The organism is Secundilactobacillus malefermentans, from assembly GCF_008033155.1.
In the GTDB taxonomy this organism is placed as follows: Bacteria; Bacillota; Bacilli; order Lactobacillales; family Lactobacillaceae; genus Secundilactobacillus; species Secundilactobacillus malefermentans.
Genome location: NZ_CP042371.1, coordinates 1,440,844 through 1,455,691 on the forward strand (window position 1 = coordinate 1,440,844; position 14,848 = coordinate 1,455,691).

The 14,848-nt window shown below is 40.1% G+C and carries 15 protein-coding genes; 10 read left to right on the forward strand and 5 right to left on the reverse strand.

Features of this window, described 5'->3' with window-relative positions; translation table 11 throughout:
- Positions 1–2 precede the first annotated feature (2 nt).
- The gene (locus tag FGL90_RS06935; protein WP_010620766.1) at positions 3–467 is read right to left on the reverse strand and encodes a low molecular weight protein-tyrosine-phosphatase; all 465 of its coding nucleotides are present in this window, start codon (positions 465–467) and stop codon (positions 3–5) included.
- A gap of 141 nt (positions 468–608) precedes the next feature.
- Between FGL90_RS06935 and FGL90_RS06940 the strand changes: the two genes are divergently transcribed.
- The 9 genes from FGL90_RS06940 to FGL90_RS06975 all read left to right on the forward strand — a co-directional run bounded on the left by FGL90_RS06940 (position 609) and on the right by FGL90_RS06975 (position 8,605).
- Positions 609–1,193, forward strand: coding sequence for a LemA family protein (locus FGL90_RS06940; RefSeq protein WP_010620765.1), 585 nt, complete (start codon positions 609–611; stop codon positions 1,191–1,193).
- Positions 1,194–1,202: 9 nt separating this feature from the next.
- Positions 1,203–2,090: a zinc metalloprotease HtpX gene (gene htpX / locus FGL90_RS06945; protein ID WP_010620764.1), complete on the forward strand. Its 888-nt coding sequence runs from the start codon at positions 1,203–1,205 to the stop codon at positions 2,088–2,090.
- Positions 2,091–2,169: 79 nt separating this feature from the next.
- On the forward strand, positions 2,170–2,952 hold the full coding sequence (locus FGL90_RS06950; protein ID WP_010620763.1) for a hypothetical protein: 783 nt from the start codon (positions 2,170–2,172) through the stop codon (positions 2,950–2,952).
- A gap of 190 nt (positions 2,953–3,142) precedes the next feature.
- A complete protein-coding gene (locus FGL90_RS06955) occupies positions 3,143–4,513 on the forward strand; it encodes a UDP-N-acetylmuramoyl-tripeptide--D-alanyl-D-alanine ligase (protein ID WP_147657504.1) in 1,371 nt (456 codons plus the stop codon).
- Positions 4,514–4,684: 171 nt separating this feature from the next.
- A complete protein-coding gene (locus tag FGL90_RS06960) occupies positions 4,685–6,310 on the forward strand; it encodes a DEAD/DEAH box helicase (protein ID WP_010620761.1) in 1,626 nt (541 codons plus the stop codon).
- Positions 6,311–6,423: 113 nt separating this feature from the next.
- On the forward strand, positions 6,424–6,786 hold the full coding sequence (acpS, locus tag FGL90_RS06965) for a holo-ACP synthase (RefSeq protein WP_010620760.1): 363 nt from the start codon (positions 6,424–6,426) through the stop codon (positions 6,784–6,786).
- On the forward strand, positions 6,786–7,904 hold the full coding sequence (alr, locus tag FGL90_RS06970) for an alanine racemase (protein ID WP_010620759.1): 1,119 nt from the start codon (positions 6,786–6,788) through the stop codon (positions 7,902–7,904). The genes acpS and alr overlap by 1 nt, the downstream gene beginning before the upstream one ends.
- A gap of 105 nt (positions 7,905–8,009) precedes the next feature.
- Positions 8,010–8,168: a hypothetical protein gene (locus FGL90_RS10405; protein WP_155801562.1), complete on the forward strand. Its 159-nt coding sequence runs from the start codon at positions 8,010–8,012 to the stop codon at positions 8,166–8,168.
- A gap of 44 nt (positions 8,169–8,212) precedes the next feature.
- The gene (locus tag FGL90_RS06975; RefSeq protein ID WP_147657506.1) at positions 8,213–8,605 is read left to right on the forward strand and encodes a type II toxin-antitoxin system PemK/MazF family toxin; all 393 of its coding nucleotides are present in this window, start codon (positions 8,213–8,215) and stop codon (positions 8,603–8,605) included.
- Between the two features lie 70 nt (positions 8,606–8,675).
- Here FGL90_RS06975 and FGL90_RS06980 read toward each other — a convergent pair whose 3' ends face one another.
- A complete protein-coding gene (locus FGL90_RS06980; protein ID WP_125547835.1) occupies positions 8,676–9,959 on the reverse strand; it encodes an ISL3 family transposase in 1,284 nt (427 codons plus the stop codon).
- 154 nt (positions 9,960–10,113) lie between these two features.
- Entirely contained in the window at positions 10,114–10,755 is a 642-nt protein-coding gene (gene cbpA, locus FGL90_RS06985; RefSeq protein ID WP_010620758.1) for a cyclic di-AMP binding protein CbpA, read from the reverse strand.
- A gap of 181 nt (positions 10,756–10,936) precedes the next feature.
- On the opposite strand from cbpA, the gene FGL90_RS06990 reads away from it, so the two are divergent.
- Complete coding sequence (locus tag FGL90_RS06990) at positions 10,937–12,100, forward strand: cation:proton antiporter (protein ID WP_147657907.1); 1,164 nt, start codon at positions 10,937–10,939, stop codon at positions 12,098–12,100.
- A gap of 34 nt (positions 12,101–12,134) precedes the next feature.
- Here FGL90_RS06990 and FGL90_RS06995 read toward each other — a convergent pair whose 3' ends face one another.
- Together FGL90_RS06995 and FGL90_RS07000 are read right to left on the reverse strand one after the other, a co-directional pair.
- Positions 12,135–13,520 carry a L,D-transpeptidase family protein gene (locus tag FGL90_RS06995; RefSeq protein WP_147657508.1) on the reverse strand — a complete coding sequence of 462 codons (1,386 nt, stop codon included), beginning with the start codon at positions 13,518–13,520 and terminating at the stop codon, positions 12,135–12,137.
- A gap of 193 nt (positions 13,521–13,713) precedes the next feature.
- Positions 13,714–14,673 (reverse strand): L-lactate dehydrogenase, encoded by a 960-nt coding sequence (locus tag FGL90_RS07000; RefSeq protein WP_010620755.1) that lies wholly within the window; start codon positions 14,671–14,673, stop codon positions 13,714–13,716.
- Positions 14,674–14,848 lie beyond the last annotated feature (175 nt).

Genomic DNA, 14,848 nt, shown 5'->3' on the forward strand with positions numbered 1-14,848 from the left:
TTTTATAGACTCTTTTTAACAACGTCTAACCAAGCAGGCAAAGCCATTGCTAACATTTCATAAGTATAGTCAAATTTATGCGTGTACCAAGGATCTGGGATTTCCTCACCACGGTGATCAGGTAGGATGTCTAAACAAAGCCGAATCTTTTCAGCAGTGTTGGCGGGCGCCATCCGGTTTAGGTTAACTATATTTTGATTGTCCATCGTAATGATAAAATCAGCTGTCTCAAAATCTTCTTGAGAAATGGGCTGAGAACGGAAGCCGTCAAAATTCAAATGGTGTTGACGCATCACTTTTTGCGCACCTGGATGAGGAGCGTTTCCCCGTTCTTCGGTGCTTGTTGCCCGTGAGGAAACGGTAATTTTGTGACTTAAATTTGCATCGGAAACGAGTTTGTTAAAAATGGCTTCAGCCATAGGTGAACGACAAATATTTCCTAGGCAGACAAACATAACTGATTTCATAAGAACCTCCTTGATTCAATAAAGCTAGTTTAGAAAAGTTTAAAGATATCGTCAAGTTTCAGCTGGGATACCCCTCAAACTAGTAAGGGATTACAAACTCTGATATGATGGGGTCAAATAACTAAGGGAGAGGGCTTTTATATGATTACATGGATTATTATTATCGTCGTGATTGCATTGATTGCAATCATCTACATGACTCAATTTAACGGACTTGTTAAAATGCGAACCTACGTTGAAGAATCATGGAGTCAAATCGACGTTCAGTTAAAACGTCGTAATGATTTGATTCCTAATTTGATTAACACAACTAAGGGATATGCAAAGTATGAACAAGAAACCCTGGCAAGAGTCGTTGGACTTCGGAATCAAATGACTGAGATTCCAGCCGGAGACCGCCAAAAAACAATGGAGGTTTCTAACCAATTAAGTGGCTCACTAAAATCATTATTTGCAGTCGCTGAAAACTATCCTGATTTGAAAGCGAATACGCAATTTACGCAATTAATGGAAGAGCTGTCTAATACTGAAAACAAAATTGCCTATTCACGTCAGCTTTATAATTCATCTGTTGCAAACCTAAACATGAAGATTCAAAGCTTTCCAAGCAATATTGTCGCAGGCATTCACCATTTCAAACAAAGCGACTATCTTCAAGTTCCAGAAGAAGAGAAGGAAACGCCAAAAGTTAACTTTGACGATGACTTTAAGGGATTTGATAAGTAGGTGATGTGATTGTTATTTCAGCAGATTGCACAGAATAAACGAAAAACAATTTACGTTTTGATAGGGTTCATTTTATTTGTGAGTCTTATTGGCGCAGCGATTGGCTATTTTTATGGAACTTGGCTTGGCGGCCTGATTGTCGCCGTTGTGATCGCACTCGTTTACACATTAATTATGGTGTCTCAGTCAACCAACGTTGTTATGACGATGAATCATGCGCGTGAGGTGACAGATGCCAATGAGGCGCCTGAGCTTTTTCACGTGGTGGAAGACATGGCTTTAGTTGCGAGAGTGCCAATGCCAAAGGTGTATATCATTGATGATCCAAGTCCAAATGCTTTTGCGACTGGGAATGATCCACAACACTCCGCCGTGGCGGCAACGAGTGGATTACTCGAAATGATGAATCGTGAAGAGCTTGAGGGCGTGATTGGACATGAAATCTCTCACGTCAGAAATTACGATATTCGAATTTCGACAATTGCACTTGCGCTCACTTCGACGATCTCTATTCTAGTCAACTTTGGAATGCGTGGTTTATGGTGGGGTGGTGGAAATCGTAATCGTAAGGAAGGCTCGAGCGCGATTGATCTCATTTTTATGGTTCTATCCATTCTCTCAATTATCTTGGCGCCAATTGTGGCAACAATTATTCAATTGGCTCTTTCTAGAAACCGCGAATATTTAGCGGATGCCTCAAGCGTTGAATTAACTCGGAATCCGCATGGGTTAATTTCGGCACTACAAAAACTAGATAGTAGCCAACCGATGAAAAACGTGGATTCCGCTAGCGCCGCGCTATATATATCGGATCCAAAGAAAAAGAAGCGAACCAGTCACTTGTTTGATACTCATCCAGCAACTGCGGATCGGATTGAACGGTTAGAAAAAATGTAAATAAATGCGTATCTTTATCCCGCATGAATACTTTCGTAGTACAATTGACCTAGAAGGATCAATCGGAGCGTGAGTATTAATGCGGGATAATTTTATTTACATAAATATGGAAGAGCTAAACAACGTCATTTTTACCTTTGGGATTAGTGACGCTGATTTAGTGAACGGTCTTTCGGAAGTTCCCGACAAGATTTTATTAATTGATAATTCTGTGGAGGGAAATCGGGTCAACACGCACACTCATTTTCAAATGGTTGTGGGACAAAATGATGTCCGCAACTTTTTACTAGATCGTCAACTGAGACCAAAAAAATGGTTGGATTTTCAAGATTTAGATGACGTTGATTTATTGATGCCAACCGAAATAGCAGAACTACTGTACCTATCCCACATGGAAACTCATTTAAATTTACCTTTTTACGCTAAACTTCAAAATCGGTATGCTTGTTTGGATATTCATGACAATTTTAAAAAAAGCTATTTTCATCGGTTAAAGGATTTTAGTCATATTCTAGATATTTCCATGAAACGCCATTTGCGGTCGATGCATAGTAAACGTTGGACGATGTTCAACCGGCCACTGGCAGTGAATGATCTTTCTGACGAAATTATTAATCAGTTGCAACCCCTCTTTAGGGAAGGCGTCATTTTTGCATTTGATCAAGTTGTGGAACGAAAGCGTCAGTATTTGATTCCAGTCTTCGCGGAATTAAAGCCGGAACAGCAGCCCACTTGGCATGAACAGGAAGATGTGTTTCGTTATACCGAAAGAGTCGCAACCTTAATTTACGTTATTACGGAGCACAGATGGAAACTCAATATTGAGCGTAAGGAAGCATTTGATGTTTTGGGAGAGCTTTGAAGGAGCCTCCCTTAATCTTAGTTTAAATTAAGATATGGTATAATTGACTTTGGATTTAGATGCTGTCCTTTTTAAGTGATGGTAATCAGTTGATCAGCGAGTAAATGGATAATAGAGATGAGGGCAAATTATATCCATAGTTTGGTCTCATTTTAAATTTATTTTCTGAAACAAAATAGGAGTTAACAATATGAAAATGCAACTTGCAGAAATTGCCAAGGCGGTTAATGCCGATAATGATATTGAACAGTGGAACGAACTCGAGGTTTCCAGTGTTAGTTTTGATAGTCGCAAAGTCACGGATGGCGCACTGTTTGTACCGTTATCTGGGAATCGAGATGGGCATGACTTCATTAAAAGCGCAATCGACAATGGCGCGGTCGCAACTTTTTGGAGTAGTGAACGAACGGATATTCCGACCGACTTTCCAGTGATTGTGGTCAAAGATACGCTTGAAGCTTTGCAGGCATTGAGTCGTTATTATTTGATGAAAATTAATCCACGAGTTGTTGCTGTCACGGGGTCAAATGGGAAAACAACGACGAAGGACATGATTGCTGCAATCTTAGCCACGCAATTTAACGTGACCAAGACTCAGGAAAACTTTAATAATGAGATTGGGGTACCGGTCACGATTCTTTCTATGGAGCCAACGACTGAATTGTTGGTCATTGAAATGGGGATGGATCGACCTGGTCAACTTGAATTTTTAAGTAATCTTGTTCAACCCGATTTGACGGTTATCACCATGATTGGTGAAGCGCACATTGAGTTCTTTGGTACGAGAGATAAAATTGCGGATGCCAAAATGGAGATTATTGATGGGTTAAAAGAGGATGGCGTCTTCATTTATGATGGGGATGAACCGTTGCTGACCGAACGGGCTAAATCAGTGAGTCAACTTCAGAAAACGTTCGGTCGTTCAGAAAACGTTGATTTCTACCCAACTGATGTTGTTGCAACACCAACAACGACCACGTTTAAAACTAATAAATGGCCAGATGAAACTTTTGAGATTCCGTTAATTGGCGAATACAACGTCAATAACGCGCTTGCTGCACTGGCCGTAGCTGATACGTATCAGATTCGACCGGCTAACATGCGTGAAGCACTCAAGAAGTTCGACGCAACTGAAAACCGAACTGAATGGGTTAAGGGATCAGCAGGCGAACAGATTCTTAGTGATGTCTATAATTCAAATCCAACGGCGGCAAAATTTGTTCTAAATGCGTTTACCCAGGTGCCAACTAAGGGTAAGCGAATCGCCGTTTTAGGCGATATGCTTGAATTGGGTGATGAAGCTGATGAAATGCATGCGGGATTGGCTGAAGATTTAGACCCTCTGCAAATTAGTTCTTTATACCTAATTGGCACGCATATGAAGGCATTAGATGCTAAGTTAATTGATCGTTATTCTTCCAGTCAATTGCATTATTTCTCGGTCACAGATTTGTCCGCTTTAATTATGCAGCTTGAAAAAGAAGTGACTGCTGATGATTTAGTTTTAATTAAGGGCAGTCACGGTATCCACTTAGAAGAGGTTTTAGACGCATTAAAATAATATATCCAATAAATATTAGTTGCGTTTCAATGCGTTTAGTTGTACTATTGTTTAGTTACGTTTAAGAAGATTAGAACAGTTCATGGTCACGCTGGTTGCGACTTAAGACGAACGGATTTTTCGTTAGCAGGTAGACGTCATCATGGACGTTATTCACAGGAGGAATTTTATTTGAAGTTTACAGAGCTTGGGTTGTCCGATGCACTGCTTAAAGCAATAAAAAGAAGCGGTTTTGAAGAGGCAACTCCTATTCAGGCCGAGACAATCCCATTAGTTTTACAGGGAAAAGACATCATTGGACAAGCACAAACTGGAACGGGTAAAACCGCTGCATTTTCACTTCCAATATTGGAAAAAGTTGATTTACACAATCCTCAAATACAGGCATTGGTTGTATCTCCAACACGTGAACTTGCTATTCAGACGCAAGAAGAGATTTTTAGATTAGGTAAAGACGAACATGCAAAAGTTCAAGTTGTTTATGGTGGTGCCGATATTCGTCGCCAAATTAACAGTTTGAAGAGTCACCCCCAAATAATTGTCGGAACTCCCGGTCGATTATTGGATCATATTCGTCGCGGAACAGTTAAATTAGACCACGTTAAGACTTTAGTTCTTGATGAGGCCGACGAAATGCTTAACATGGGATTCTTGGATGACATTGAAGATATCATCAAGCAATTGCCAGAGGATCGACAAACACTGTTATTCTCTGCAACAATGCCTCCTGAAATCAAGCGTGTCGGTGTTCAGTTTATGACTGATCCTCAACACGTTAAGATTAAAGCCAAAGAATTGACGACTGATTTAGTTGATCAGTATTATGTTAAAGTTAAAGATTTCGAGAAGTTTGACGTTATGACACGTTTGTTTGACGTTCAATCACCAGACTTGACGCTTGTCTTTACGAGAACGAAGCGTCGTGTTGATGAATTAACTTCTGGTTTACAAGCTCGCGGTTATAACGCAGCTGGTATTCATGGTGATTTAACTCAAAAGCGTCGTATGCAAATCTTAAACGAATTTAAGACTGGCAAACTTGATATTCTTGTGGCAACAGATGTTGCTGCTCGTGGTATTGACGTTAATAATATTACACATGTTTATAACTTTGATATTCCTCAAGATCCAGATAGTTATGTCCATCGTATTGGCCGTACTGGCCGTGCCGGACATCATGGTGTTTCATTAACATTCGTTGCACCTAGCGAAATGGACTACATGAGAGAAATTGAGAAATTAACCAAGGTGCGCTTGCTTCCATTGAAGCCACCTACAGATGAAGAAGCATTGGTTAGCCAACTTGCCAATGCTAAGAGTACGGTTGAGGACTTAGTTAAGAGTACTGACACTGACAAGTACAGCGAAGTTGCTAAATCATTATTAGAGCAATACGATACGGTTGACTTAGTTGCTGCACTTTTAAATGATCTTACTAATGACGAGTCTAACCAAACTCCCGTTAAGATTACCCCAGAACGACCATTACCAAGACACAAGGGCGGTGGAAAATCTGGTGGTTATCGTGGCGGACATGGCGGAAGCCGTGGTGGATCACGTGGCGGCCGAGGCGGTGGCGATCATCGTTCAGGTGGATCACGTGGTGGCCGAGGCGGTGGCGATCACCGTTCAAGTGGATCACGTGGCGGAAGTCGTGGTGGTTCATCAAGCGATCGCGGAGGTCGTTCAAACGATCGCCGTGGCGGTGGCGACCATCGTTCAAATAATGGTGGTAATCACAAGAGCCATAGTGCTTCATCAAGTAATCGAAGCTTTACTATCAGAAATAAAGACTAATGAAAAGCGAAATTCCAATTGGAATTTCGCTTTTTTTGTGACAGTTTTCAAAGAAGAAAGACAATTGTCAGTATGCTATAATTAAGTTCTGAATAACTCAACGGAGGCAAACCATGATTTATGGACTGGGCATTGATATTGAAGAAATTGATCGATTAAAAACGGGCGAGGGTTCCCAAACTTCCCTGGCAAATCGAATTTTAACGGATGTTGAACTTGCCGCTTATCAGCAGTTAGAAGGTCGTGCAGCACTTGTTTATTTGGCGAATAGATGGTCAGCTAAGGAAGCTTATAGCAAAGCATTCGGAACCGGAATTGGAAAAAGACTTGGTTTCAAGGAATTGGAAGTTGCTGCGGACGATTTAGGTAAGCCAGTATTTAGTCACCATCCATTCGAAGGCAGTGCGTTTTTGTCAATTTCTCATACAAAAAAGCTTGTGATGACTGAGGTTATTTTAGAAAGGAAGCTAATTTGATGGTAGTTGGAATTCATAGACCAAGTGTTCTAACAATTGATCTGAAGGCAATTCAGTATAATATTAAAGAAGCAATCAAGCTATTGGCCAATCAGGTCCAATTATTTATGGTGGTGAAAGCCAATGCGTATGGACATGGATTGGTGGAAACCGCGAATGCCGCTAAGCAAGCAGGCGCAACTGGATTTTGTGTTGCCATTTTGGATGAGGCGCTAGAACTACGAGAAAGTGGGATTTCAGACCCAATTCTCGTTTTAGGCATAACTTCCCCTACTGATGCCAAACTAATGGCACGGAACGAAATTGCGGCATCTGTGGGCTCTTTAGACTGGTTAGTTCAGGCAAATAAGAATCTACAGGCTGAGTCTAAGCCATTGCTTGTTCACCTGGCGCTTGATACCGGCATGGGCAGAATTGGATTTCGGGAGTCGAACGATTTACTTCAGGCGTATAAATTTTTGGAAGAGCAGCCTCAATTTATCTTTGATGGTATTTTTACCCATTTTTCAACTGCTGATATGAAAGATGATCAATATTTCAAGAAGCAATTGGCAAAATGGCATCAGCTTATTTCAACTTTACCTAAATTACCAAGGTTCGTGCACATTTCCAATTCTGCAACAACTCTTTGGCACCACCCTTTGGAAGGCGTTAATATGGTACGATACGGTGCTGCTGGGTATGGTTTAAATCCATCTGGGACTGAATTGGAACCACCATTTGAGTTACATCCAGCCATGAGCTTATCAAGTGAACTGGTTTTTACCAAGCAAATTAAAAAGGGTGACAGCGTTGGTTATGGGGCAACCTATACGGCCCAGCATGATGAATTTGTGGGGACGATTCCGATTGGATACGCTGACGGATATAGAAGAAATCTTGATGGATTTTACGTCTTAATTGATGGCCAAAAATGCGATATTCTTGGTCGAATTTGCATGGACCAAATAATGGTTAGACTGCCAAAAGATTATTTACCAGGTCAACAGGTGGTATTAGTAGGCAAGAGTGGTAATCAAGAAATTACGTTGCAGCAATTGGCTGACCATTGCCAAACGAACCACTATGAAATTGCGTGTGGTTTTGCTGAAAGGCTTACAAAAAAGTATCTTCACTAGCAAAGTAGTTCCTTTCTTGGTGAAAGCATGGTAAACTTAATTTCAGATTATAGAGAAATTAAGTTGGGTTATGACACCATTCCGGTTTAATTTGGAGGTAAATTCGTGGAATTAACGACTAAGCAACTGAGTGGCGAGCACGATGACTTTTATGATTTAGCAAGGGGATACACAGAAATGTCGGAGTTGAATCGGGAAATCACTCAGGAGTTTGCCGCTTGCGAAGAGGAAGCGGAGTGGCATTTGGATAAAATTTGGAATTAATTGTGCCCAGTTATTGTGGACACGTAAAAGGGGATGGAAAATAATTGGCGAACGTTGAAATTAAACGCGGCGATGTTTTCTATGCAGACCTGTCACCAGTAATCGGTTCTGAGCAAGGCGGAATGAGACCCGTATTAATTGTACAAAATAACGTTGGTAATCATTACAGTCCGACTGTGATTGTCGCAGCAATCACGGCCCGGATTTCAAAGCCTAAGATGCCAACGCACGTGGGGATTACCGCAGATCACACAGGAATTGAAAAGAACTCAGTTATCCTGTTGGAGCAAGTTCGGACGATTTATAAGCAACGATTGCGTGATCGTGTGACTCATTTAGAGGATGCAACGATGAAGCAAGTTGACAAGGCATTACAGGTTAGCATTGGGTTAGTTGAAAAAGATAAGACCAAGCCCAAACAGAAAAAATCGTCTTAGTACATATCGAACAGATTTTGTTGGGCTCTCTGTCAAATCCTGTTGATAGATAGTTTTACAGAACTAGAAGCTAAGCGGCTTCTAGTTCTGTTTTTGTATTTGGTTTTGTTCTCATTTGTTGAAGTTTGATCCGCGAGATTAAATGATGGAAATTTCTAAATCCAAACGCAGTCCGCTGAATCTGCTTAATCATCCGATTAATACCTTCAATTGGGCCGTTAGAATACTTAGATTCACTGGCATTCAAGACAATTTCCAGATTACTTTTAAACGTTTTTAGTGTTTCCTTCATTTGAAAACTTAGGTTTTCATTTTTGTAGAGATAGTGGACAATGCCATCTTTGTCATGATTTTTAAGACAGGACATGATACCTTGCAGCGCATCGTATGTGCTCGAAATAGTGTCATCAGTGTCAAGCCCCATTTGTACTCGCCCTTGTTGAGTTAACTGCTGTCGTAAATGACGATCATAGAAAGTTTGGCTGACTTCTAGTTCATCAATGTGCTTCAAATATAGTTTCCATGAGAACTTAAGCAGTCGATATTCGATAGATTTCTTGTCATATTTTTTCATTGTCTGAACTCTAGTCTGGTTGAATGCCCGCGTCATCATGGCGATAATGTGGAATCGATCAACGACAATTTCTGCGTTTGGAAACATTTCCTTAACGATATCTTTATAGTAACTATTGAGATCCAGAGTTACGGTTTGAACCCGTTTTCGGGTATTGATATGGAATTTATTAAAGTACTCAATAATGCTTTTTTTATAGCGATCCGGCAAGATTTGTTGAATTTCATGGTTGCTGGCACCGTTAATACAGATAAAGTGTAATTGACCACCAACACCGCGAACTTCATCCATCGCTAAATGCTCTGGTAAGTAATCATAATTCCGGCGGAATAAATCATCGTAATTATCTAAATAGCGACAAATTGTACTTGGTGATACACAATTATCTAAGGCGATGCTGGCCTGAGTCCGGTCGTCCTGCAAATGCATGAATATTTTCTGTCGTGTGGCTTGCGAAATGTTGCAATATTTATCAACTAGACTAGTGGATGCCATTATTGAAGCACCACAGTCTTTACAAACTAATCGTTCCTTATGCAGCTCAAGGTACACTGGCTCACTGGCATTGGCTGACGGGTACGAAGTACGCGCAATGTAGTGACCATTATGGTTCAGATGATTGAAACCACATTGGGGACATCTCACACAGTTAACTTTAACGTTGGCGATGTAAATCTTAGATTGTTTGTTTTTAATAGATTGGCTTTTATAAGCAAAAAAGTTAACGTTCTCGTCAGTTATGCTTAGGACGAACTTTATGGTATTATCAATAGGGTTCATGGGTTCTTATCTCCTTTAATGATGCTGTAGTGGGTGGATTTTATTGGATGGGGACCTGTGGGCTTTTAATTTACAAAAAAATCCTGTTAATAGATTACCACTCTGGCAATCCATCAACAGGAAAAAGTATAGAACCGTTTTTGTTTTACACAAATTAGTTTTCACTCTTTAAATCTTCAATTTCAGGCACTCTAAATTCTTTTCGTTCCAATGCTTTAACGATGCGATCGAGTTTTTCCTCGTCAACGTCAGCGGGGAGGGTGAACATCGTTCGGTGAACAAGTTCGCCTTCTTGAGCATCAAGCGAAATGACACTCGCAATTGACGTATATTTAGTGATGATTTTGGACATTGACGACAAGTCGCCACGTTCTCCAGCAGAGACAACAGTTAAAACGTATGAGCCCACATTGACGTTCCATGATTGAGAAAGCATATCCATCAAACGAGTATGAGTTAGAATTCCGTAAAAATTGTTGTTTGCATCAAGGACCGCAATATAGGGTAGGTCTTTGATTGAGAAGAATACATTAAAGAAAGCAGCATTGACTGAAATAAATTTCGTGGCATTTTTCAACAATGACGTGACAGGAAGCTTCATGTCACCTCCACGAGATTTATGACGGTAAATGTGCATCTTATAAATATTTCCTCTAAAAATTTGACCTGTTTCATCGAGAATTGGCACACAACGATAGCCTGAATCTTCAAGAACTTTTAACGCATCTTCTAGCGTTACGTCTTCTTTAACTGTCGTTAGCCGTTCCTTTGGTTTAACGAGGGATTTTAAAAGCATATGACAATTGCCTCCTTAATTAGAATTTTCTAATAATCTAAGAATATCATAACACACCCAGCGAATAAGTGGAATAAAATGCGAAGAGTTCCTGTAAATTGGCGGTTAAGAGATTATTGTTAAAATCATAAATGTGGTAGACTTTGAATAAAATAAGATGAAGATTGGAGATGTGAGTTATTTGCACGAAATTGGCATTCTTTGCCTAATCCTAATTGCAACGACGACGATCAGTCACTTTTTTACGCGGTTTAAGATTCCAGCTGTGGTTGGGCAATTACTAATTGGTATTTTATTGGGTCCCGCATTAATTGGCTGGATTCAGCCAAGTGAATTTATCAGTCTCTTTTCAGAAATTGGTGTCATCATTCTCATGTTTACGGCAGGTCTTGAAAGTAATTTATCACTGCTAAAAAAGTATTTTAAACCGAGCCTGATGGTTGCAATATTGGGCGTTGTTTTTCCGGTCGCTGCCATTTATTTGTTTAGTTTACTATTCCATATTGGTCAAAGTGAAAGCATCTTTATTGGGGTAATTTTTGCCGCAACATCCGTTTCAATTTCGGTTGCTGTGCTTAAAGAGTTGAATGGTCTAACTGGCAAAGTTGGTGCAACAATCCTAGGAGCCGCCGTTGTCGATGACGTTTTGGCGGTTGTTATTTTGAGTGTGATGACTAGTTTGGGCTCGAATCAGGCTGGCACAGGGCTATTATTGAAAAGCGTTGAACAAATCGCATATTTTATTGCAATTTACTTTATTGTAAAGTTCTGTGCGCCATTTATTGCCAAATTAGGACTTAAATTATTCGTCCCGATGAGTGAAACAATCGTGGCTTTAATTTTGTGCTTTGGAATGGCTTATATCGCAGATCTAGTAGGTTTAAGTTCGGTTGTAGGGGCGTTCTTTGCTGGAATCGCCATTTCCCAAACCCGAGTCAAAAATTTGGTTAAGCAGAGTATTGAACCAATTGGGGAAGCCATCTTTATTCCGGTGTTCTTTGTTAGTATCGGATTAAGCATCTCGTTTAATGGATTAGTCGGTCAAATCGGATTTATTTTGATATTGACCATATTGGCCATTTTAACAAAATTATTAGGTGCTGGAATGGGTGCCAAATTAAGTGGATATACGCTTCCTGAATCTTATATCGTAGGGGCGGGCATGGTTTCTCGAGGAGAAATGGCATTAATAATTGCACAGATTGGATTTGAGTCCAAGCTGATCGGCAGCACGTATTATGCCTCCATCATTACCGTTATTATTCTGACAACCATTGTTGCACCGTTTTTATTGAAGCACGCGTTTTCAATTCAAAAAAGGTCGATTAATCCGACCCAAAAATAAAAGCAGAATGCCAACTGGGCATTCTGCTTTTTACTTAGAAAATGATGACTGGGGTTCCAATTGAGACGTATTTATAAACTTTGCCCATGACGGACGGTGGTGTATTAACACAGCCATGAGAGCCATGCGTTAAGTACCAGGTTCCACCATATTTAGGTTGCCACGAGGAATCGTGAATTCCGACGCCAGTATCATCAACGGGCATCCAGTAACTAACCTTCGATGCGTATTTAGAGCCATCATCGTTGTAACCACGCAATGTGGCGTTACGTTGTTTATTCCAAACGTACCAAACACCGGATGGGGTTGTTCCTTTTTTAGGTTTTCCAGTCACAACTGCGGTTGAAACAACGACCTTACCATTTTTGTAGACCCACATATGTTGATTCTTCTTATCAACTTCAACGTAGGAATTACCAATATCCGAGCCGTTTTTATGGTAGCCACTGCCTTGAATAATCGGTGTTCTAGAAATGGTTTTGCCAGCTAAGATTAGCTTTGAAAGTGCCTTTGCCTCGGAACTGGTTTTAATACTCCAACCATATAAGCCAGCTTTAACTTTCACAGTTCCTCGTTTTGTTGATTTGAAGGAACGGGTTTTGGTAATGGTTGCGTATTTTGAGTTTAGAGATTTTAGATACGTCACTAGTTTAGCTTGATTGATACTAATTTTATCGTTATCAAAAGTTATCCACGTTGAAATCTGTGATTTGGGAACGACAATCGTATGACCAGCTAGGTGGTAAGTAATTGAAATTTCAGATAATTTAGTTGCCTGCGTTTTTGCCTCTTTAAGTTTCTGTGATTTGGATGTCACAGTGGGCTTAACGTAAGCATCGTTCAAATTAATTGACGTTTTACCAGATTGAAAGGCCGTCAATATGACGTGACTCAAACGGCTTTTGCTAATTTGAGTACCTTGCAATTCTTTATTAATTGAAAATTTATCATCTTTATAAACTAAGTTCGCATTTTTGGTTGCCACTCGATTTTGACTCGTTTTAGAGATAATTGAATTTGTTAGTTTGTTCATTGTTGCTTCGTTGACTGAATCCATCGAAACGTTGCTAGAAGTTGCCTCAACGGATTTTGTGTGAAATGGCCAAGCCCAAGTATTTTGATTTTTCAGTGCTAGGGCAAGGGCCTTTTTTGTGTGAGGAATGATTCCTGCACTCTGGGCCGAAAATTGACCAACCGATTTTTTGTTTTCGGAAATCGTGAATTTACGATTAGAAAGGGCTGTATTGACGGCTTTTGTTGCTTCCCCAATCGTTTTTCCACCAATATCAATTCCAGAGAAAGTGGTATTACTCATGAATATACCTTTGTTTTGATAGTGAATTGCTTTTCCAGCGTAGATCCCGCCGACCGCAATAACTGCGATTCCAAGAGCGGCGATCCATATTTTCTTGAGTTTCATTTTTGAACCTCCTACAGTCGTGTTCTCTTTTTACACTACTGCAATTATAGACAGAAAACAAATTGGGATGCAAAACTAAAGCGTTATTTAAGAAAGGATGGCGCAAATCAAATCTTACTGAGAATAAAAAGGTACGACAAAATAAAAAGACTTGATGCTGTAATCACATCAAGTCTTATAATTAAAAATTAAATTAGTTGTTTAAAGCATCCATACCGTCTTTAGTAACCTTTTTCAAAGTTTCTGCAGAAGCAGCCATTTGTGCTTTTTCGTTGTCGCTCAATGGAACTTCGACAACGCTGGCAATACCATCGGCGTTGATGATAGCTGGAGTACCGATGAAAACATCAGATAAACCGTATTCGCCATCAAGTGGAGCGCCAACAGGTAATACTGCATTTTCGTTACGAAGAATAGCTTTAGAAATACGCATAAGGGCAGTTGCAACACCGTAGTAAGTCGCGCCTTTACGGTTGATGATTTCGTAAGCTTTATGACGAGTTTCGTCTTCAATCTTAAGTAATTCATCATCTGAAATGCCGTTTTCCTTAGCAATGGCACGTAATGGCTTTGAGCCAATAGTAGCTTCATCGTAAGCAGCAAATTCAGAGTCACCATGTTCACCCATGATGTATGCTTCAACGCTACGTGGGTCAACGCTAAGTTTCTTAGCAAGAGCCACACGTAAACGTGAAGTATCAAGCGATGTACCTGAACCGATAACCTTGTTCTTTGGGAATCCTGAGAATTTCCAAGTAGCATAAGTTAAGATATCAACAGGGTTTGCGGCAACAAGGAAGATGCCATCGAATCCTGAATCAACGATAGGTTTAACAATCGTTGATAAAATCTTAAGGTTCTTGTTAACAAGGTCAAGACGAGTTTCGCCTGGTTTTTGAGGAGCACCAGCAGTAATAACAACTAGATCAGCATCCGTAGCGTCGCTGTACTCACCTGAGTAGACGTTCTTTGGAGCAGTGAAAACTTGCGCATCTTCAAGATCAAGTGCGTCACCTTCAGTACGTTCCTTTACAACATCAACAATGACAAGCTCTTCAGCTAAACCTTGTTGCATCATGGCGTATGCGTATGCAGAACCTACAGCACCGTCACCGACAAGCATTACTTTTTGAAACTTCTTAGCATTTGTCAAAAAAGTTCAACTCCTTAGTATGTTTTGTAACCAGTCATAATTGTATCATGAATTATAATTTTTTCACGTAATTTCTACTATAATATTCGTTTACTCTAATTATTGGGAATAAAGGGTGATTTATGCTATACTTTTCTAGCATTTAAAGCTATTCGCCGCTGAACAATTATCTTGT